The organism is Arthrobacter sp. NPDC080082, from assembly GCF_040686595.1.
Lineage (GTDB): Bacteria > Actinomycetota > Actinomycetes > Actinomycetales > Micrococcaceae > Arthrobacter.
The window spans coordinates 101615-121477 of the sequence record NZ_JBFBKQ010000006.1; the positions used below are offsets into that span (position 1 = coordinate 101615).

A 19863-nucleotide genomic window follows, 5' to 3' on the forward strand; every position below is an offset into this window, starting at 1 on the left:
CCGTGACCGCGGGGCTCCGTGCGAGGATGGAAGCGTGGCCCATATTGACGTTTCCGGCATCGACTACTTCCTCTCCGATGGCACCCAGCTGCTCAACGGCGTGACCTTCAAGGTCCCCGACGGCACCAAGACGGCGCTGATTGGACCCAACGGAACCGGCAAGACCACGCTCTTCCGCATCATCGCCGGTGACCTCACGCCGGACGAGGGCGTGATCGGCCGCTCCGGCAACATGGGCATCATGCGGCAATTCGTCGGCCAGGTCCGCGACGACTCCACGGTCCGGGACCTGCTGGTCTCCGCCGCGCCGCCCGCGCTGGCCGCGGCCGCGCGCGCCGTCGACGAGGCCGAACTGGCCATGATCGAACATGACGACGAGCCGACCCAGATGAAGTACGCCCAGGCGATCGTGGACTGGGGCGACGCCGGCGGATACGACGTCGAAACCGTCTGGGACGAGGTCTGCATGGCCGCGCTGGGCCTGCCCTTCGACCGCGCCCAGCACCGGCCCGCCTCAAGCCTCTCCGGCGGCGAACAGAAGCGCCTGGTCCTCGAGGCCCTCTTCGCCGGCCCGGACGAACTGCTGCTGCTGGACGAACCGGACAACTACCTGGACGTCCCCGGCAAGCGCTGGCTCGAGGCGAAGCTCAACGACTCGAAGAAGACCGTGTTCTTCATCAGCCACGACCGCGAGCTGCTGAACAACGCCGCCGGCCGCATCGTCACCCTGGAACCGGGCATCAACGGCGCCGGCGCCTGGGTCCACGGCGGCGGCTTCGGCTCCTACGTAGAGGCCCGCGCGGACCGCAACGCCCGCTTCGAGGAGCTCCGCAAGCGCTGGGACGAGGAGCACGTGAAGCTCAAGGAACTCGTCAACATGTACAAGAACAAGGCCGCGTTCCGCTCCGACATGGCCAACCGGTACCACGCCGCGCAGACCCGGCTGGCGAAGTTCCTCGAGGCCGGCCCGCCCGAGGCCCTGCCGATCGAGCAGAACGTGCAGATGCGGCTCAAGGGCGGCCGGACCGCCAAGCGCGCCGTCGTGGCCGAAAAGCTGGAGCTCACCGGGCTGATGAAGCCGTTCTCCACCGAGATCTGGTTCGGTGACCGGGTGGGCGTGCTCGGCTCCAACGGCTCCGGCAAGAGCCACTTCCTGCGTCTGCTGGCGACCGGTGGCACCGACCCGGAACGCGAACACCTGCCCGTCTCCGACGTCGAGATCGCCGAGGTCCCACACGAGGGCACGGTGAAGCTCGGCGCCCGGATCCGGCCCGGCTTCTTCGCCCAGACCCACGTCCGCCCGGACCTCCTGGGTAAGACCCTGCTGGAGATCCTGCACCGCGGCGACGAACACCGCTCCGGCCTGGCCCGCGAGGCCGCCGCCGGCGCGCTGGACGGCTACGGCCTGGCGGGCCAGTCCGAGCAGAAGTACGAGTCCCTCTCCGGCGGCCAGCAGGCCAGGTTCCAGATCCTGCTGCTGCAGCTCTCCGGCGCCACCCTGCTGTTGCTCGATGAGCCCACCGACAACCTGGACCTGCACTCGGCCGAGGCGCTGGAACGGGCCATCGGCCACTTCGAGGGCACCGTCCTGGCCGTCACCCACGACCGCTGGTTCGCGCGGACCTTCGACCGCTTCCTCGTCTTCGGCTCCGACGGCAAGGTCTACGAATCTGCGGAGCCGGTCTGGGACGAAAAGCGCGTCGACCGGGTCCGCTGAATGCGCACATGAGCGTTGCGCGTGATCATTTGATCGTTTAACGCTAGAGTTTGCTCATGAACACTGAGCAGCGGCACCGCCGCATCGGCGAACTGCTGCGCCGCCGGGACCACGTGAGCGTGGAGGAACTGGTCGCCGAGTGCGGCGCCTCCGGCGCCACCATCCGGCGCGACCTGGACGTCCTGGCCCTCAACGGCGTGCTCCGCCGGGTCCACGGCGGGGCGCAGAGCCTCGTCGCGGGCGGCGAGCACCCCGAATACGGCCAGCGCGAACTCGAGGACCAGGAGGCCAAGGCCCGCATCGCCGCCGGCGTGGCCGGACTCCTCCGGGACCGGACCCACGTCTGGCTGGACAGCGGCACCACCGCCACCGAGGTGGCCCGGCAGCTGCAACACCGTGAACTGACCGTCATGCCCATGTCCCTGCCCGCCGTCAACGCCCTCGCCGGCGGCCCCACGGCCGGCCGGCGCGCCGGGCTGCTGTTGCCCGGTGGCAGCCTGAGTCCCGGAGAACTCTCCTTCCGCGGCCCGCTGACCGAGTCCACCGTCCGGGCCCTTCGGTTCGACACCGCCGTCGTCACCCCCTGCGCGGTAAGCCTGCGCGACGGCCTGCTGGCCCACGACCTGGAGGACGCCGCCGTCAAACGCGCCGGACTTGAGTCGGCCGGTCGCGTGATCGCCGCCTGCTCGGCGGCCAAATGGGACGCCGGCGCCGTAGCGCTGGTGGCCGTCCTGGACGCCGTGGACGTCCTGGTGACCGACAAAGACCTGACCCCGGCGGACCGCGCCGAACTCGCCCGTCACTGTGTGGAAGTGGTAACCGTATGAGCAAGCTTCAGACCCGCCAACCCCTCAGAGCGGCGGCCACGGCCACCTTCCTGGTCTTCGGCATCAACGGGCTGGTCTTCGCCAGCTGGGCCGCCCGGATCCCCGCGGTCACCGACATCCTGGGCATCACCTCGGGCCAGATGGGAACGCTGCTGCTCTGCGTGGCCGTCGGGTCGCTGATCGCCCTGCCGACCGCCGGCTGGGTGGTCAACCGGCTGGGCACGGCCAACACCATCCGGGCCGCCGGGCTGCTCGCGGCCGTCGCCGGCGCCGGCATCGCCATCTCCCTGAACGCCGTCTCGATCCCCGGGACCGCCGTCTCGCTGTTCTTCTTCGGGATCGGGATCGGGCTCTGGGACGTCTCGCAGAACATCGAGGGCGCCGACGTCGAACACCAACTGGGCCGCACCATCATGCCGCAGTTCCACGCCGCGTTCAGCGGCGGGGCCTTCGTGGGTGCCCTGATCGGCGCCGGGCTCTCCCAGCTGGGCATCGGCCTGCCCATCCACCTGCTGGTCATCGCCGCCGTCGTGGTCGTCGCGGCGCTGACGGCGCCCCGCTACTTCCTCCCGCACGCGGCGGAAGCGGACGGGGCGCACGACGCTGACGCCGGGGCACCCCGCGCCGGCTCGGCCTGGCGGGAGGGCCGCACGGTGCTGATCGGCGTCGTCGTCCTCGGTGCCACCCTGACTGAGGGCGCCGGCAACGACTGGATCGCCAAGGCGGCCGTCGACGGCCTGGGCGCCCCGCAATCGACGGGGGCGCTGCTGTTTGCCGTCTTCGTCCTCGCCATGACCGCCATGCGCCTGTTCGGCGGCCGGCTGATCGACGGCTACGGCCGGGTGCCGGTGCTGCGCGCCAGCATGGGCGCCGCGGCCGCGGGACTTGCCCTGTTCGTCTTCGCCGGCAACCTCTGGGTGGCGGCCGGGGGCGCGGCACTCTGGGGCGTGGGGGCCGCCCTGGCCTTCCCGATGGGGATGTCCGCCGCGGCGGACGACCCGCGCCGCGCCGCCGTCCGGGTCTCCGTGGTGTCCACGCTGGGCTACGTCGCGTTCCTCGCCGGGCCTCCGCTGCTCGGCTACCTGGGCGACCTGACCGGCATCAGGCTGGCCCTGCTGGCCATCGGGGCGCCCATCCTGCTGGCGCTGCTGCTGGCGGGCGCCGCGAAGCCGCTCCGCGCCGGGTAGGGCACGCCGCCGCCGGGCCGGCAGTAAGGTGGGCAGATGCGAAGCATGCTGGCCAAAACCCCGCGCCACTTTGAGAAGCTGGACCGCCGGCTGGTGCGGAAGGTCTCGCGGCTCCCCCACGGCAGCCACGACGACTTCTTCCGGAACCTCTCCGCCGCCGCCAACCACGGCAAGCTCTGGATCGGGATCGCCGCCGGACTGGCCCTGGTTCCCGGCAAGACCCGCCGGGCCGCCCTGCACGGACTGCTGGCCCAGGGCGTGGCGTCCGCGGTGACGAACGTGGTCTTCAAGTCGCTGCTGCCCCGCCAGCGGCCCCTGCCCGAACACCTGCCGACCTTCCGGTTCGTGAATCCGCAGCCCACCAGCTCCTCCATGCCGTCGGGGCATTCGGCCTCCGCCGTGGCCTTCGCCGTGGGGGTGGGCCTGGTCCGGCCGGCCCTGGGCGCCGCCCTGGCCCCGGTCGCCGCGGGGGTGGCCTATTCGCGGGTGCACACCGGGGCGCACTGGCCCTCGGACGTCTTCTTCGGCTCCGCGATCGGCGCCGGAGCGGCCCTCGTGACCCGGCGCTGGTGGCCGGTCCGGCCGCCGTTTCCCGCCGTCCGACGCACCCCCGTGGAGGCCAACCGGCTGCCCGACGGCGAGGGGCTCGGCATCGCCGTGAACACCTTGGGAGGCTCCTACGCCGACCAGACCGCCGCCGCCCTCCAGCAAGTATTCCCCAAGGCGTATATCAAGGAAATCCAGGCCGGCGAGGACGTCGACGCCGAAATCCAGGCGGTGGCCCGGCGGGAGGGGATCAAGGCCCTCGGCGTCTGGGGCGGGGACGGCACCGTCGGCACCGCCGCGGCCGCCGCCGTCGAATACTCCCTGCCGCTGCTGGTCCTGCCCGGCGGCACCCTGAACCACTTCGCCCGCGACGCCGGCACCCCCACCCTCCAGGCCGCCGTCGACGCCGCGACCCGGGGCGAGGCCGCCCGCGCCGACATCGGCCACGTCGCGGTGGAACGCGGCCTCCCGGACGACCCGGTCCGGCAGCACCTGACCATGCTCAACACCGCCAGCATCGGGCTCTATCCCAACCTGGTCCGGCGCCGCGAACAGCTCCAGCCCGCCCTCGGCAAGCCGCTGGCCGGCGTCGTGGCGATGTTCCGGACCTTCGCCGCCGGAACGCCCAGCACCCTGGTGGTGGACGGGGTGCGGCACAAGCTCTGGATCCTGTACGTGGGCCGCGGCCGCTACTACCCGCGCGATCACGCCCCGCTGGTCCGCCCGGTGCTCGACGACGGCGTCCTGGACCTCCGGATGATCACCGCGGACGAGTCCTTTGCCCGGCTCCGCCTGCTCTGGGCGGTGCTGACCGGGACGGTCGCGACCTCCGGCATCACGCACCTGCGCGAGGCCACCCGGATCCGGGTGGAACCCGCCGGACCCACCATGGTGCTGGCCGTCGACGGGGAGGTCATGCCCGGGGTCCGGGCCGTGGAGTTCTCGGTCCAGGCCGGCGGCCTGGTCTATTACACGCCGCGGGACCAGGACTGACGGGGGTCCCGGCACCCGTGCCGGGACCCTGAGTCGACCCTGAAACATCCCTTAAACCGTTGCCAAACCGGTCCGGTTGGCGGAAGGCATGGGTAGCGTGGGGACCACACAGCCACCGCTACGCAAAGGACCGCTTCCATGATCGAGGCCAGAGGCCTGACGAAGGTCTACGGCGACAAAACCGCCGTCGCCGGAGTTGATTTCACCGTCCAGCCGGGACGGGTCACCGGCTTCCTGGGCCCCAACGGGGCCGGGAAGTCGACCACCATGAGGATGATCATGGGACTGGACCGACCGACGTCGGGCACCGTGACCGTCGACGGCGTCCCGTACGCCCGGCACGCCGCGCCGCTGCGCGACGTCGGCGCCCTGCTCGACGCCAAGGCCGTCCACACCAGCCGGTCCGCCTACAACCACCTGCTCGCCATGGCCGCCACCCACGGCATCCCCAAGCAGCGGGTCCGGGACGTCATCGAGATGACCGGCCTCGGCGAGGTGGCGCGCAAGAAGGTGGGCGGCTTCTCCCTCGGCATGGGCCAGCGGCTCGGCATCGCCGCCGCCCTGCTGGGCGACCCGCGTACCGTCATCCTCGACGAGCCGGTCAACGGCCTCGACCCCGAGGGCGTGGTCTGGGTCCGCAATCTGGTCAAATACCTGGCCTCCGAGGGCCGCACGGTGTTCCTTTCCAGCCACCTGATGAGCGAAATGGCCGTCACCGCGGACCACCTGATCGTCATCGGCCGCGGCCGGATCATTGCCGACGCGCCGATCCAGGACATCATCACGGGCAAGGACCGGGGCAGGGTGCGGGTCCGCACCGACCAGGCCGCCGAACTGACGCGCCTGCTCACCGCCGACGGCGCCACCGTGGACGGCCAGGAGAACGAACTGCTCGAAGTCACCGGCCTGGAGCCGCGCCGGATCGCCCGGACCGCGCTGGAGCACGGCGTCATGATCTACGAACTCACCCCGCTCCGCGCCAGCCTCGAGGAGGCCTACATGGAGCTGACCAAGGACGAGGTCGAATACCACTCGCTGATCACCACGGGCGACACCGCCCCCGCCCAGGCCGGAGGCAACTGAACCATGAGCTCCACCACCATCGACCCCACGCCCTCCCGCCGCGAACCCGGCGACCCGGCCCACGCTGCCGGCGGCAGCGGACGCCCCGCCGGCCTCAGCACCGGACCCGGCCCCAGCTTCCCGCGGGTCCTCAACGCCGAATTCATCAAGTTCCGCTCCCTGCTCTCGACCGTGATCCTGCTGGTCGCCACCGCCGCGGTCATCGTGGGCATCGGCGCCCTCGCGTCCTGGGGCATCGGCCAGGCCCTCCAGTCCTCCGGCGCCGATCCCCAGCGCTCCGCCGCACTGGCCGCCCAGGGTGACATCGCGGCGTCGGCCCCGGGTGCCGGGATCTCCTTCGCCCAGTTGATCCTCGGTTCCCTGGCGGTCCTGATCATCAGCTCGGAGTTCACCACCGGCATGGCGCGCTCCACGTTCACGGCCGTACCGCGCCGCATCCCGGCCTTCGTGGCCAAGCTGATCGTCGTGGCGGTCTCCGCGTTTGTTGTCACCGCGGTGTCGCTGTACATCTCCGGCCTCGTGGCGGTGCCGATCTTCGAGCAGTACGGCCACACCCTGGATGTCTCCAGTGACCACTACTGGCGCACCCTGCTGATCAACAGCGCCTACGTGGCAGCCGTCGCCGCCATCGGCCTGGCGCTGGGGGCCCTGCTGCGCAACTCGGCCGGTGGCATCATGGCCCTGGTGGGATTGTTCTTCGTGCTGCCGATCGCCCTGCAGATCATCCAGGGTGACGTGGTCAAGGAACTGCGCAAGTACACCCCGGACAGCACCCTGACCCCGATGACCGCGTCCCAGCACTTCCCGGACACCCTCGAGGCGTGGCAGGCCGCGCTGGTGCTCGGCGCCTGGGTGGTCATCCCGCTGTTCCTGGCTGGCTTCCTGCTGAAGAAGCGCGACGTCTAAACCTGAGCTACCCGCCGGTGCCCCGCCAGGGGTACCCGCGGGTAGCTCAGATGCGGGGCCAGGCAGAGCCTGAAGCAGTGGTTTCAGGCACATTTCAAAGTTGACTGGGAGGCAACAGGCTTTGACCGCCGGGCCCCCGGGCTGGAACCGCGCCCGAAATCACGCACCGTAATCTGTGGGATTGCACAGGACACCGCCTTCCGCCGCCGGTCTACTGTGAAACGACCTTGTGGTCCGCAGCACACGCCCCCCGGCCCCTGAGCCCGGCGTGCGGCCCGGACCTAGACCACCCACAAAGGACGGCGCTTCATGCAGGCTGACCAGCAACTCTCCAAGTCCCTCAAACCCCGGCACCTCTCGATGATCGCCATCGCCGGCGTCATCGGCGCCGGGCTCTTCGTCGGCTCCGGCGCCGCCATCCAGCAGGCCGGCCCGGGCATCCTGGTCGCCTACCTGGCCGCCGGCCTCGTCGTCATCCTCGTCATGCGGATGCTTGGCGAAATGGCCGCGGCGAACCCGGAAACCGGTTCCTTCTCCACCTACGCTGACAAGGCCCTGGGCCGCTGGGCCGGGTTCAGCATCGGCTGGCTCTACGCATGGTTCTGGATCATCGTCCTCGGCATCGAGGCCACGGCCGGCGCCGCGATCATGCACCGCTGGGTGCCCGGCATCGACCAGTGGGTCTGGGCCCTGGCCCTGATGATCCTGCTGACCCTGACCAACCTCGGCTCGGTGAAGTCCTACGGTGAGTTCGAATTCTGGTTCGCCTCCATCAAGGTCGCCGCGATCGTCCTCTTCCTGCTCTTCGGCGTCGCCGCCATCCTCGGCCTGATCCCCGGCGTCCCCGCCCCGGGCCTGGACAACCTGGTCAACAAGGGCGGCTTCATGCCCAACGGACCGGGCGCCGTCCTGGCCGGCATCCTGGTGGTCGTCTTCTCCTTCTTCGGCGCCGAAATCGCGACGATCGCCGCCGGCGAATCCGAGAACCCCGTCGACGCCGTCAAGAAGGCCGTGAAGTCCACGGTGTGGCGCATCCTGGTCTTCTACATCGGCTCCATCGCCATCGTCGTGACCCTGCTGCCCTGGAACAGCGCCTCCGTGGCCAAGAGCCCGTACGTCGCAGTGATCGAACTCTTCGGCATCCCCGGCGCCGGCACCATCATGGACATCGTGGTGCTCACCTCGGTCCTGTCCTGCCTCAACTCCGGCCTCTACACCGCCAGCCGGATGCTCTTCTCCCTCTCCCGCCGCGGTGACGCCCCCAAGTCCTGGATGCGGATCTCCAAGCGCGGCGTCCCGGCCGGCGCCGTGCTGGCCTCCACCGTGGTCGGCTTCATCACCGTGGGCCTGAACTACATCGCCCCGGACACCGTGTTCCTCTTCCTGGTCAACACCTCCGGCGCGATCGCCCTGTTCGTCTGGCTCGTCATCGCCGTCTCGCAGCTGATCCTGCGCCGCCGGATGGGCGCCGCCGCCAGCGAACTGCAGCTGAAGATGTGGCTCTTCCCGTACCTGACCTGGGCCGCGATCATCAGCATCGTGGCGCTGCTGATCGGGATGGTGATCCTGGACAGCACCCGCGAATCGCTGCTGCTCTCGCTGGCCCTCGCCGCCGTCGTCGTCGGTATTGGGCTCTTCCGCTACCGCGGCCGGGGCCACGCCCCCGCGGGTGACGCCACCGCCCGAAACGCCGCCGAGGTCACCGACGCCGAGCCCGCCGTCACCGGCCCGGCCAAGTAAATCCCGCCGTTCGCCCCCCGCCGCCACGTCTCCGCGTGCCGGCGGGGGAGGAACGGGCTCCGGTTAGACTCGGAGCCATGTCTTCCACCGCAGCAGAGCACATCCAGGACCTCGGCGCGTACGTCAGCGCCTCCCCGTCGAGCTTCCACGCCGTCCACGAGGCCGCCCGCCGCCTGGATGAGGCCGGGTTCACCGCCCTCGACGAACTGCAGCCCTGGCCCACCGCCGCGGATTCCGACGCCGGCACCGGCCGGTTCTACATGCTGCGCGACGGCGCCCTGATCGCCTGGGTAGTCCCGGAAGGGGCTGGCCCCGTCACCGGCTTCAACATCCTCGGCGCCCACACCGACTCGCCGTCCTTCAAGCTCAAGCCCAAGCCCAGCACCGGCAAGTTCGGCTGGCTCCAGGCCGGCGTCGAGGTCTACGGCGGCCCGCTGCTGAACTCCTGGCTGGACCGGGAACTGCAGCTCGCCGGCCGCCTGGTGATGCTCGACGGCACCGAACACCTCACCGCCACCGGACCGCTGCTGCGCTTCCCCCAGCTCGCCATCCACCTGGACCGCGCCGTCAACGACGGTCTCGCCCTGGACAAGCAGCAGCACATGAACCCGGTTTACGGCCTCGGTGACCCGGCAGATTCCGACCTCCTGGCCCTCCTCGCGGACCGGGTCGAAGGCGCCACGGTGGACCCCGCAAAGATCGGCGGCTACGACGTCGTCATCGCCGACACCCAGCCCCCCGCCGTCTTCGGCGCCCGCGGCGAATTCTTCGCCTCCGGCCGCCTCGACAACCTCTCCGCCACGCACGCCGGCCTCACCGCCCTGATCGCCCACGCCGCGGGGCCCGTCCCGGCGGACGGACCGATCGCCGTCCTCGCCGCCTTCGACCACGAGGAGATCGGCTCCGCCTCCCGCTCCGGCGCCTGCGGCCCGGTCCTCGAGGACGTCCTGGTCCGCATCTCCGACGGCCTCGGCGCCACCGCAAGCCAGCGCCGGCAGGCCTTCGCCGCGTCCTTCTGCGTCTCCGCCGACGCCGGCCACGCCGTGCACCCGAACTACCCCGAACGGCACGATCCGGCCAACCGGCCGGTCCTCAACGGCGGACCGCTGCTGAAGATCAACGCCAACCAGCGCTACGCCACCGACGCCACCGGAGCGGCCCTCTGGGCTTGGCTCTGCGCCGAATCCGGCGTCCCGTACCAGGAATTCGTCTCCAACAACGTGATGCCGTGCGGCTCCACGATCGGGCCGCTGACCGCCACCCGCCTGGGCATCCGCACCGTCGACGTCGGCGTCCCGCTGCTCTCGATGCACTCCGCGCGTGAACTTTGCGGCGTCGAGGACCCGCACCGCCTGGCCACGGTTACGGGCGCCTTCTTCCGCACCCCCGCCGGTCAGGCCGGCTAGGAACTGGCGAGGCCGATCACCACGTTGATGGTGGCGGCGAGGATCACGGTGCCGAAGAGGTAGGAGAGCAGGCTGTGCTTGAGGGCCTCGGCCCGGATGGCGTGGTTCTTCAACGCGGTGTCCGAGACCTGGTAGGTCATGCCCAGGCTGGTGGCGAGGTAGGCGAAGTCCGTGTACTGGGGCGGCTCCGGCTGGTTGAAGTCGATGCCGCCCACTGCGGCCCCCGCCCTGGCAGAGGTGCTGAAGTACAGGGCGGCGTAGCGCAGGGTGAAGAGCGTCTGCACGAGCATCCAGGACAGCGCCGTGGAGGCCAGGGCCAGCAGCCCGCCGGCCAGCCGGAATCCGCCGCTGCCGCTGTGCGAATCGATGACGACGGCGGCAACCGCCGCGAGGCTCGCCAGATTGGCGGCGAGGATCATCAGGTCCGTCACCCGGTGCGAGGGGTCCTCCGAGGTGGCATGGGCCCGCGTCCCCGCCGCATCCAGGCGCCCGATCACGATCCACACCCAGGCGACATAGACGAAGGCCGCGACGCTCCAGCCCACCGCCGGAGCCTCAACCCACCGGCCGCCGAGGCCGGCGGCCACGCCGGACACCAGTCCGGCGGCGAGCATGACGATGAAACGGAGCCGGCTGCGGCGGACAGGGAAGCCGGAGGACTGCGGAGCGGTGGCCGGGGTCATGAGCAGATCATGGCACAGGGACCTTGGCCGGAAGTTATCCACACCGCCGCCGGCCCGCTTTCCCGTTGCCCTGCCCGGGATTACGGTGGGTGCAGAGTCGCCGAAAACACCCCGGATGCACTAAGCTATTGAAGTCTGTGCTGCGTCACGCCCCGTTCCGGGTGCGCGGCCGTGCAGTCACCGCAAATGAACCTCCTGTTACGGAAATGCCGTAACCGCTTAGCCCAAAGGAGGTGGGTTCACATATGCGTCCTTACGAATTGATGGTAATCATCGACCCCGAGGTCGAAGAGCGTACCGTTGAGCCGTCGCTTCAGAAGTTCCTGAATGTCATCACCAACGATGGTGGAACCATCGAAAAGGTTGACATCTGGGGCCGTCGTCGACTGGCTTACGAAATCCAGAAGAAGTCCGAAGGTATCTACGCCGTGGTGAACTTCACCGCTGAGCCGGCTACCGCCAAGGAACTTGACCGCCAGCTGAGTCTCAACGAGACCATCATGCGCACCAAGATCATCCGCCCCGAAGAGCAGAAGGTTGTTGCTGAGTAATTCAGCTCCACCCTCAATCTTTAACCCCGTAGGAACGAACAAGGAGGCAGTAGATGGCAGGCGAGACCACTATTACGGTCATCGGTAATCTCACCAATGACCCCGAACTGAGGTTCACCCCGTCAGGTTCGGCAGTAGCGAACTTCACCATCGCTTCTACGCCCCGCACGTTCGACCGCCAGTCCAACGAGTGGAAGGACGGGGAAACCCTGTTCCTCCGCGCTTCGGTCTGGCGTGAAGCAGCCGAAAACGTCGCCGAGTCCCTGACCAAGGGCATGCGCGTGATCGTTTCCGGCCGCTTGAAGAGCCGTTCCTACGAAACCAAGGAAGGCGAGAAGCGCACCGTTATCGAACTGGAAGTCGACGAGATCGGCCCCAGCCTGCGCTACGCCAACGCCAAGGTCAACCGCACCCAGCGCTCCGGCGGGGGTGGCGCCGGAAACGGCGGCCAGGGTGGCTTCGGCGGCGGCAATAGCGGCGGTTTCGGTGGCAACTCTGGTGGAAACCAGGGCGGCAACTCGGGTGGAAACTGGGGCGGCGGCCAGCAGGCTGCGCAGGATGATCCGTGGGCAACGCCCGGGGTCAGCAATGCCGGCGGCTGGGGCAATGGCCCGGATTCCGAACCTCCTTTCTAAACACCATATAAAGGTCCGACGCCGGACCCGCACGGCCGCCTCAGGGCGGCCGCGAGAGAACGGCGGCGGATCACCACCATCCCGTGGATCAATATCCACGGGCTCCATCGAATAGGAGCTCCACGATGGCTAAGGCTGAACTCCGTAAGCCCAAACCAAAGTCCAACCCCTTGAAGGCCGCTGACATCACTGTCATCGACTACAAGGACGTAGCATTGCTGCGCAAGTTCATCTCCGACCGCGGCAAGATCCGCGCCCGTCGCGTCACCGGCGTCACGGTCCAGGAACAGCGCAAGATCGCACAGGCAATCAAGAACGCCCGCGAAGTTGCTCTGCTGCCTTACTCCGGCGCTGGCCGCGGCTAAGGAAGGGATTAACTAACATGGCAAAGCTCATTCTGACCCACGAAGTCACCGGTCTCGGTGCTGCTGGCGACGTTGTCGAGGTCAAGGACGGTTACGCCCGTAACTACCTGCTGCCCCGCAACTTCGCCCTGACCTGGTCCAAGGGTGGCGAGAAGCAGGTTGAGTCCATCAAGGCCGCCCGCGCCGCCCGCGAGCACGCTTCCCTGGAAGACGCTCAGAAGCAGGCTGCGGCTCTGCAGGCCAAGCCGGTCAAGCTCGTCGTCAAGGCCGGCGAAACCGGCCGCCTGTTCGGCACCGTCAAGCAGGGCGACGTCGCCGACGCCGTTGAGGCCGCTGGCCTCGGCCGCATCGACAAGCGCAAGGTTGAACTGCCGGCTCACATCAAGTCGACCGGTTCCTACCAGGCCAACGTCCGTCTCCACGACGACGTTTCCGCTGTGATCGAACTCGACGTCGTTTCAGGGAAGTAGTCATTACGACTGACTGACTGCACGACGGGGAGGCCCCCGCCTCCGGATCCCCTCAGGGAACCGGGAGCGGGGGCCTTCTGCGTTAACTCCCCGCAGAGGACCGGGCCGCACGCCCGGGACCGGCGGCGGTGATAGCCTGCGGCAGGTGACCGATAATCCTGCACCCCGGCTTCGCCCCTTCGCCCAGGTCGACGTTTTCTCCGCCGAACCCTACCGCGGGAATCCGCTGGCAGTGGTGCTCGACGGAGACGGCCTCGACGCCCAGGCCATGCAGAGATTCGCCAACTGGACCAATCTCTCGGAGACCACCTTCCTGCTGCCGCCCACGGATCCCCGTGCCGACTACCGGGTCCGGATCTTCACCGGCAGCGAGGAGTTTCCCTTCGCCGGCCACCCGACCCTGGGGTCTGCCCATGCCTGGCTCGAGGCGGGCGGCATCCCCCGGCGGGACGGGGAGCTGGTGCAGGAATGCGCCGCCGGTCTGGTGCGCGTGAGGCGCGACGGCGGCCGCCTGGCCTTCGCGGCACCACCGCTGACCCGCTCGGGGCCGGTGGCGGAGGCGGACCTGGGCCGCATCGCGGCCGGGTTGCGGTTGACCCGGCACGAACTCCTGGACGCGTCCTGGCTGGTCAACGGGCCGGAATGGATCGGTGTCCTGCTGGAATCCGCGGAGCAGGTGCTCGCCATCAGGCCCGACTATGCCGCGCTGGCCGGGCTGAAGGTCGGTGTGATCGGCCCCCACCCGGACGGATCGGAGCCGGGCTTCGAGGTCCGCACCTTTATCCCCGGAGACGCGGCCGCTGAAGACCCGGTCACGGGAAGTTTCAACGCCGGGGCGGCCCAGTGGCTGATCGGAACCGGCCGGGCGCCCAGCTCCTACCTGGCGGCGCAGGGGACGGTGCTGGGCCGTGCCGGGCGCGTCCACATCGAGGCTGCCGGTGACGATATCTGGGTTGGCGGAAGCTCCGTGAGTTGCATCGAGGGATTCGTCCTCCTCTGAACGGCTCCTCTGAACGATTGGAGGCATGGGAAGCGGAGGGGAATAAAGCGCCACGGCACCGGCTTCTATAGGTAGATGCAAATGCATGTACCTCGATTTTAGGAGCGCACCGTGGAAACCCGCCGCATTACCGTCCTCTCCGCCGGACTCGGCGTCCCCTCCTCCAGCCGCCTGCTGGCCGACCAGCTGGCGGCCGCCGCCAAGGGCAGGCTGGAGCGCGAGGGCTACGCCGTCACTGTCGACGTGGTGGAACTGCGCGACCTGGCCGTGGACATCGCCAACAACTTCGTCACCGGGTACGCCGGCCCGCGGCTGGCGGAAGTGATCGCCGGCGTCGAGGCCTCTGAGGGCCTGATTGCCGTCACCCCGGTCTTCAGCGCCTCCTACAGCGGTCTGTTCAAGTCCTTCATCGACGTGCTGGACCCCAAGTCCCTCGACGGCAAGGCGGTGCTCCTGGGCGCCACCGGCGGCACGGACCGGCACCAGATGGTGCTGGACTACGCCATGCGGCCACTCTTCAGCTACCTCCGGACGCGTACGGCGGCCACCGGCGTCTTCGCCGGCCCCCAGGACTGGGGGACCGCGGGCGACGGCGGCTCGCCCCTCTCGTCACGGATCGAACGGGCCGCGGGGGAGTTCGCGGCCCTGCTTCAGGGTCCGCAGCCGGGCCGCCGGCAGGAACCCGCGGCGTCGCTGCCCTTCGAGCAGCTGCTGGCCGGCATCTCGGGCGGACACTAGGGAGCAGCGGCGCCCGGACCGGGTGTCAGCGCCGGGTGTCAGTCGTCCAGGAGGGCGATGAACTCCCGGGCCTCGTCGAGGGTGATATCCGAGTGGCGGCAGAGCGCCGCCGCGGCGCCCTCGACGTCGCCTTCGGCGGCCTGGCGGCGGATCCGGCCGTAGATCTCGTCGTTGAGCATGGTGCTGCTGACTTCCCGGGTGACCTCGCCCCTGCTGGCGATGGCACGGTAGCGGTAGGGGAAGTGCTGCGGCGCCTCGGAGTCCTCGGTCGGCGCGTCCGCCGGGGCGGCCTCCCGGAACGGCTGGGGATGGGCCGCCAGCGCCGCGACGGCGTCACGTGCGGCGCGCAGGCCCGTCCCGGTCGCCTCCCGGTAGGCCTGGATGGCGGCCACCGCCTGCCCGCGGGCAATGAGGGCGTAGACCCGGCGGTGCTGGTTCTGGTCCAGGCCCTGCGCGGCGGCACGGGCGGCCTCCGAAGAGGACGGGGCGCCGGTGGGGCCCGAATCCACCCCGGCGTTCCGCCGCCGGCCCAGCGCCCGCGCCACGAGAATGACGACGACGGCGGCGAGCACCAGGATGGCAAGGGGGATGAGCAGGGCTTCCATACGTTCTGGACCAATCCTTGGGGGTGCGGGTGCGGGTTTTGATGCGGGTGCGGGCCGGAGGCCGGTCGGGGCCGGACGGGCCGGCGGTTTGTAGACAGTCGCGGACCGTTATCCACAGCATATTCCGCCCGCCGTATGGCGGAACCCGGGATCGCGGGCGGAGCGGCGCGGAATCGGTGATATGCATCACAGAATAGGCATATGTGCGGAGTTTTCCGGCCGGAATGTGCTGCAGTTTCCCCAGCACAGCCGTCGCGGCTGTGGATGAAAGTTTTCCAAAATTCTTTTGCGTCCACAGCCTGAACGCAGTGTTTCCGCAGGTCAGAGGCGATGTATGAGCGAAACAATATTCTTTTCCACAGAACTTCCCACAGGCTGTGCACAAGCAGGGGGCGGTGCTCCACACCTTATCCACAGCCCCGGTGGACAACCGGGTTGGAGCCAGGCCCCCGGGGGGATAGCGTGGCGGGAGACCAGCGGCAGCCGGGCCCCACACCGCCATCCTGTCAGTGCCCGCTGATACACCTGACGCATGGGACGGAAGCCGCCGGCGGCGGCGCCCCACGGCACACAACGAAGGACGGCAGTTTTGTCAGTTACGCATCTGGACTCGATCGAGGGAACCCGGGGAGCAGAGGGCAGCCGCAAGCCGCCTCAGGACATTCCGGCCGAGCAGTCCGTGCTGGGCGGCATGATGCTCTCCAAGGATGCCATCGCCGACGTCGTCGAAATCCTGCGCGGCCAGGACTTCTACCGCCCGGCCCACGAGACCATCTATGAGGCCATCATCGACCTCTACGGCCGGGGCGAGCCCGCCGACGCCGTCACCGTCTCCGATGAACTGACCAAGCGCGGCGAAATCAACCGCATCGGCGGGCCCGCCTACCTGCACGAGCTGATCCAGACCGTTCCCACGGCCGCGAATGCCGGGTACTACGCGGAGATCGTGGCCGAACGCGCCGTGCTCCGCCGCCTGGTGAACGCCGGGACCAAGATCGTCCAGCTCGGCTACGGCCAGGACGGCGAGGTGGAGGACCTGGTCAACCAGGCCCAGGCCGAGGTCTACGCCGTGGCCGAGCGCCGTACCGCCGAGGACTACGTGGTCCTCAAGGACGTCATGGAATCCACGGTGGACGAGATCGAGGCCTCAGGCCACCGCGGCGAGGGCATGGTGGGCGTCCCCACCGGCTTCTACGAGCTCGATGAGCTGACGCACGGCCTGCACCCGGGCCAGATGATCGTCATCGCCGCGCGCCCCGCCGTCGGTAAGTCCACGTTTGCGCTGGACTTTGCCCGCTCGGCCGCGATCAAGAACAACCTCGCCACCGTCATGTTCTCCCTGGAAATGGGCCGGAACGAGATTGCCATGCGCCTGCTCTCCGCGGAAGCCACGATCGGCCTGCAGGACCTGCGCAAGGGCACCATCAAGGACGAACAGTGGTCCAAGATCGCCACCACGATGGGCCGGATGAATGACGCCCCGCTGTTCATCGACGACAGCCCCAACATGTCCCTGATGGAAATCCGCGCCAAGTGCCGCCGCCTGAAGCAGCAGCACGACCTCAAGCTGGTCATCCTCGACTACCTGCAGCTGATGAGCTCGGGCAAGAAGGTCGAATCCCGCCAGCAGGAAGTATCCGAGTTCTCCCGTGCCCTGAAGCTGCTGGCCAAGGAACTCCAGGTCCCGGTGATCGCCCTCTCGCAGCTGAACCGTGGCTCGGAACAGCGCCAGGACAAGCGGCCGATGGTCTCCGACCTGCGTGAATCCGGCTCCATCGAGCAGGACGCCGACATGGTCATCCTGCTGCACCGCGAAGACGTCTACGACAAAGAGTCCCCCCGCGCCGGCGAGGCGGACATCCTGATCGCCAAGCACCGTAACGGTCCCACCAAGGACATCGTGGTCGCCTTCCAGGGCCACTACTCCCGGTTCGCCAACATGGCCGGCGACGCCGGCGGCGGCGGGGGCTTCTAGGCCGGACCCGCCGGCCGGTCGGGGAGCAGGTGGTTGGGCAGCCGGTTCCCGGGGGCCCGGCCGCGGATCTCCAACAGCTCCCGGGCGTGGGCGTGCAGCCGCCGGTCCTCGTCCGAGGCCGGCACCCACTGCCGTACCGGGACCGAGGTGCCCGTCGCGTCCCGGGCCACCATCACGGTCAGGCAGTAGGTGGTCAGGTTCAGTTCGTGGCCCTTGGGGTCCCCGGAGCGGACGTGCACCGCGATGTGCATGCCCTTGGTGCCGGTGTACACCAGCCGCGCCTCGACCTCCACGAGGTGACCGATCAGCAGCGGACGGTAGAACCGCACCCCGCCGGAGAACACGGCCACCGTGTCCATCCCGCAGTACCGGGAGGCGCAGACGTAGGCCGCCTCGTCGATCCACTTCATCACGATGCCGCCGTGCACCTTGCCGCCCCAGTTCACGTCCGTGGGCGCGGCCATGAAGCGGAGCGTGACGCGTTCGGCCGTGCCGGCGTCGGTGTATTCCTGCCGGTTCATGGCCTCGACGATCTCCTCGCGGACCTTGATCCGCGCCAGCGCATGGTCCCGCTCCTCGATCTCCGCCGGGGTGGCGGGCTCGAACTGCGGCACCGGGACGGGTTTGCCGTCCGCGCCCACGGCCACGAAAATCACCAGGCACTGGCTGCGCATGGTGGCGGGGCCGCCCTTCGGATCGCCCGAGGACACCACGGTCCGGATGTGCATGGAGGACCGGCCGGTGTAGACGATCGTGGCCTCCACCTCCACCATGTCCCCGCTGTTGACCGGGTCCGCGAAGTGGATGTTGCCCACGTAGGCGGTCACGCAATAAGACTTCGCCCAGCCGACCGCCGCGGCATAGGCGGCTTTGTCCACCCATTCGAGGACCGTCCCGGCGTCCACGGATCCGCTGTGGCCGACGTCGGTGGGCGCGGCCAGGAAGCGGAGGGTGACGGCATTGTCGGGGGACTCATCCATGCCTGCGAGTGTACTGACGCGGCCGTGGGCGGACACAGGCGATATGACACATTCGCGCGCACCCGCGCCACACGGGACGGCTAGGGTGGAGCCGTGCCCGCGCAACCCACCACCACCACTACCGCCCGGCCCGACCAGCGCCGGGAGATCCTGCGCCTGGCCGTCCCGGCCTTCGGGGCGCTGATCGCCGAGCCGCTGTTCCTGCTCGCCGACTCCGCGATCGTGGGCCACCTCGGCGTCGCGGAACTGGCCGGCGTGGGCCTCGCCTCCGCCGTGCTGCACACCGCCGTCGGGCTCATGGTCTTCCTGGCCTACTCCACCACTCCCGCCGTCGCCCGCGCCGTCGGCCGCGGCGACCTGGGCCGTGCCCTGGCGTCCGGCCGCGATGGCCTCTGGCTGGCGCTGCTCCTTGGCGCAGCCCTGGCCGCCGCCGGCGCCCTCGCCGCCGGGCCGCTGCTGGACCTGATGGGGGCCCGGGGCGAGGTGCGCACCTTCGCCGTGGACTACCTTCGCTGGTCGATGCCCGGCCTGGTCGCCATGCTGCTGATCTTCGCCGGGACCGGGGTGCTCCGGGGGCTGCAGGACACCCGGACGCCGCTCGTGGTGGCCACCGCCGGGTTCGCCGTCAACATCGGCCTCAACGCGTTCCTGGTCTACGGGCTGGGGCTGTCCGTCACCGGGTCGGCGCTCGGCACCAGCATCGCCCAATGGGGCATGGCGCTGGTCTATGTGGTGATGGTGCAGCGTACCGCCCGCCGGCACGGGGTTCCGCTGCGGCCGGACTGGCGCGGCATCCGCGCCCTGACGCAGGTGGGGTCCTGGCTGATGCTGCGCACCCTCAGCCTGCGGGTCGCGATCCTCGCCACCGTGCTCGTGGCCACCGCCCAGGGCGCCGTGAACCTGGCCGCCCACCAGCTCGCGATGACCGTCTTCACCTTCCTCGCCTTCGCCCTCGACGCCCTCGCGATTGCCGCGCAGGCCCTGATCGGGAAGGAGCTGGGCGCCTCACACCCGGCGGCGGCCCGTGAGCTGACCCGGACCATGGTCCGCTGGGGCCTGGGCTTCGGCGTGCTGACGGGGGCGCTGCTGGCGGTGGCGGCTCCGTGGGCGGGCCTGCTGTTCACCGCCGACGACGGCGTGCGCTCCACCCTGGCGCTGGCGCTGTGGGTCCTCGCCGCGGGCCAGCCGCTGGCCGGCTACGTGTTCGTCCTGGACGGCGTGTTGATCGGCGCCGGGGACGCCAGGTACCTGGCGGTGGCCGGCGTCGTCAACCTGCTGGTGTACCTGCCGCTGCTGCTGGTGGTCCGGCTTTCCGGGGTCGCCGGGGGTGAGGGGCTGCTCTGGCTCTGGGCTGCGTTCTCCTTCGGCTACCTCGGCGCCCGGGCCGCGACCCTGGGGCTCCGGGCCCGGACGGACCGCTGGATGCGGCTGGGCGACGCCTGAGGCCCGCCAGCGC

19 protein-coding genes are annotated in these 19863 nt (G+C 69.6%); 16 read left to right on the top strand and 3 right to left on the bottom strand.

Going from position 1 to position 19863, the window contains the following annotated elements:
• The first annotated feature begins 34 nt into the window (after positions 1-34).
• From AB0O44_RS13520 to AB0O44_RS13555, 8 genes are all read left to right on the top strand, one after another.
• Positions 35-1717 (top strand): ATP-binding cassette domain-containing protein, encoded by a 1683-nt coding sequence (locus AB0O44_RS13520; RefSeq protein ID WP_364138122.1) that lies wholly within the window; start codon positions 35-37, stop codon positions 1715-1717.
• A gap of 56 nt (positions 1718-1773) precedes the next feature.
• On the top strand, positions 1774-2544 hold the full coding sequence (locus AB0O44_RS13525) for a DeoR/GlpR family DNA-binding transcription regulator (RefSeq protein WP_364138125.1): 771 nt from the start codon (positions 1774-1776) through the stop codon (positions 2542-2544).
• Positions 2541-3731, top strand: a complete 1191-nt coding sequence (locus tag AB0O44_RS13530) for an MFS transporter (RefSeq protein ID WP_364138128.1) — start codon at positions 2541-2543, stop codon at positions 3729-3731. Before AB0O44_RS13525 ends, AB0O44_RS13530 begins: the two co-directional genes overlap by 4 nt.
• Before the next feature lie 36 nt (positions 3732-3767).
• A complete protein-coding gene (locus tag AB0O44_RS13535) occupies positions 3768-5270 on the top strand; it encodes a phosphatase PAP2 family protein (protein WP_364138131.1) in 1503 nt (500 codons plus the stop codon).
• A gap of 138 nt (positions 5271-5408) precedes the next feature.
• On the top strand, positions 5409-6353 hold the full coding sequence (locus AB0O44_RS13540) for an ATP-binding cassette domain-containing protein (protein WP_364138134.1): 945 nt from the start codon (positions 5409-5411) through the stop codon (positions 6351-6353).
• 3 nt (positions 6354-6356) lie between these two features.
• Positions 6357-7259, top strand: coding sequence for an ABC transporter permease subunit (locus AB0O44_RS13545; RefSeq protein WP_364138136.1), 903 nt, complete (start codon positions 6357-6359; stop codon positions 7257-7259).
• 309 nt (positions 7260-7568) lie between these two features.
• A complete protein-coding gene (locus tag AB0O44_RS13550) occupies positions 7569-8999 on the top strand; it encodes an amino acid permease (protein ID WP_290257140.1) in 1431 nt (476 codons plus the stop codon).
• Positions 9000-9076: 77 nt separating this feature from the next.
• Entirely contained in the window at positions 9077-10405 is a 1329-nt protein-coding gene (locus tag AB0O44_RS13555; protein ID WP_364138139.1) for a M18 family aminopeptidase, read from the top strand.
• On the opposite strand, the gene AB0O44_RS13560 is transcribed toward AB0O44_RS13555, so the two are convergent.
• A complete protein-coding gene (locus AB0O44_RS13560) occupies positions 10402-11088 on the bottom strand; it encodes a DUF1345 domain-containing protein (protein ID WP_364138142.1) in 687 nt (228 codons plus the stop codon). The two genes, AB0O44_RS13555 and AB0O44_RS13560, sit on opposite strands and share 4 nt — an antisense overlap.
• 245 nt (positions 11089-11333) lie before the next feature.
• Between AB0O44_RS13560 and rpsF the strand changes: the two genes are divergently transcribed.
• From rpsF to AB0O44_RS13590, 6 genes are all read left to right on the top strand, one after another.
• Positions 11334-11639, top strand: a complete 306-nt coding sequence (gene rpsF, locus AB0O44_RS13565; protein WP_290257143.1) for a 30S ribosomal protein S6 — start codon at positions 11334-11336, stop codon at positions 11637-11639.
• 53 nt (positions 11640-11692) lie between these two features.
• The gene (locus tag AB0O44_RS13570; RefSeq protein ID WP_290257144.1) at positions 11693-12274 is read left to right on the top strand and encodes a single-stranded DNA-binding protein; all 582 of its coding nucleotides are present in this window, start codon (positions 11693-11695) and stop codon (positions 12272-12274) included.
• Positions 12275-12399: 125 nt separating this feature from the next.
• Complete coding sequence (gene rpsR / locus AB0O44_RS13575) at positions 12400-12639, top strand: 30S ribosomal protein S18 (protein WP_003800144.1); 240 nt, start codon at positions 12400-12402, stop codon at positions 12637-12639.
• A gap of 17 nt (positions 12640-12656) precedes the next feature.
• The gene (gene rplI, locus AB0O44_RS13580; protein ID WP_290257149.1) at positions 12657-13109 is read left to right on the top strand and encodes a 50S ribosomal protein L9; all 453 of its coding nucleotides are present in this window, start codon (positions 12657-12659) and stop codon (positions 13107-13109) included.
• A 145-nt stretch (positions 13110-13254) separates the two neighbouring features.
• A complete protein-coding gene (locus AB0O44_RS13585) occupies positions 13255-14109 on the top strand; it encodes a PhzF family phenazine biosynthesis protein (protein ID WP_290257150.1) in 855 nt (284 codons plus the stop codon).
• Positions 14110-14220: 111 nt separating this feature from the next.
• Complete coding sequence (locus AB0O44_RS13590) at positions 14221-14847, top strand: FMN reductase (RefSeq protein ID WP_364138146.1); 627 nt, start codon at positions 14221-14223, stop codon at positions 14845-14847.
• A gap of 38 nt (positions 14848-14885) precedes the next feature.
• Here AB0O44_RS13590 and AB0O44_RS13595 read toward each other — a convergent pair whose 3' ends face one another.
• Complete coding sequence (locus AB0O44_RS13595) at positions 14886-15452, bottom strand: hypothetical protein (protein ID WP_364138149.1); 567 nt, start codon at positions 15450-15452, stop codon at positions 14886-14888.
• A gap of 589 nt (positions 15453-16041) precedes the next feature.
• On the opposite strand from AB0O44_RS13595, the gene dnaB reads away from it, so the two are divergent.
• A complete protein-coding gene (dnaB, locus tag AB0O44_RS13600; protein WP_290257154.1) occupies positions 16042-17427 on the top strand; it encodes a replicative DNA helicase in 1386 nt (461 codons plus the stop codon).
• Here dnaB and AB0O44_RS13605 read toward each other — a convergent pair.
• Complete coding sequence (locus tag AB0O44_RS13605) at positions 17424-18407, bottom strand: acyl-CoA thioesterase (protein WP_290257155.1); 984 nt, start codon at positions 18405-18407, stop codon at positions 17424-17426. The two genes, dnaB and AB0O44_RS13605, sit on opposite strands and share 4 nt — an antisense overlap.
• Positions 18408-18500: 93 nt before the next feature.
• On the opposite strand from AB0O44_RS13605, the gene AB0O44_RS13610 reads away from it, so the two are divergent.
• A complete protein-coding gene (locus AB0O44_RS13610; protein WP_364138153.1) occupies positions 18501-19850 on the top strand; it encodes an MATE family efflux transporter in 1350 nt (449 codons plus the stop codon).
• Positions 19851-19863: the final 13 nt, after the last annotated feature.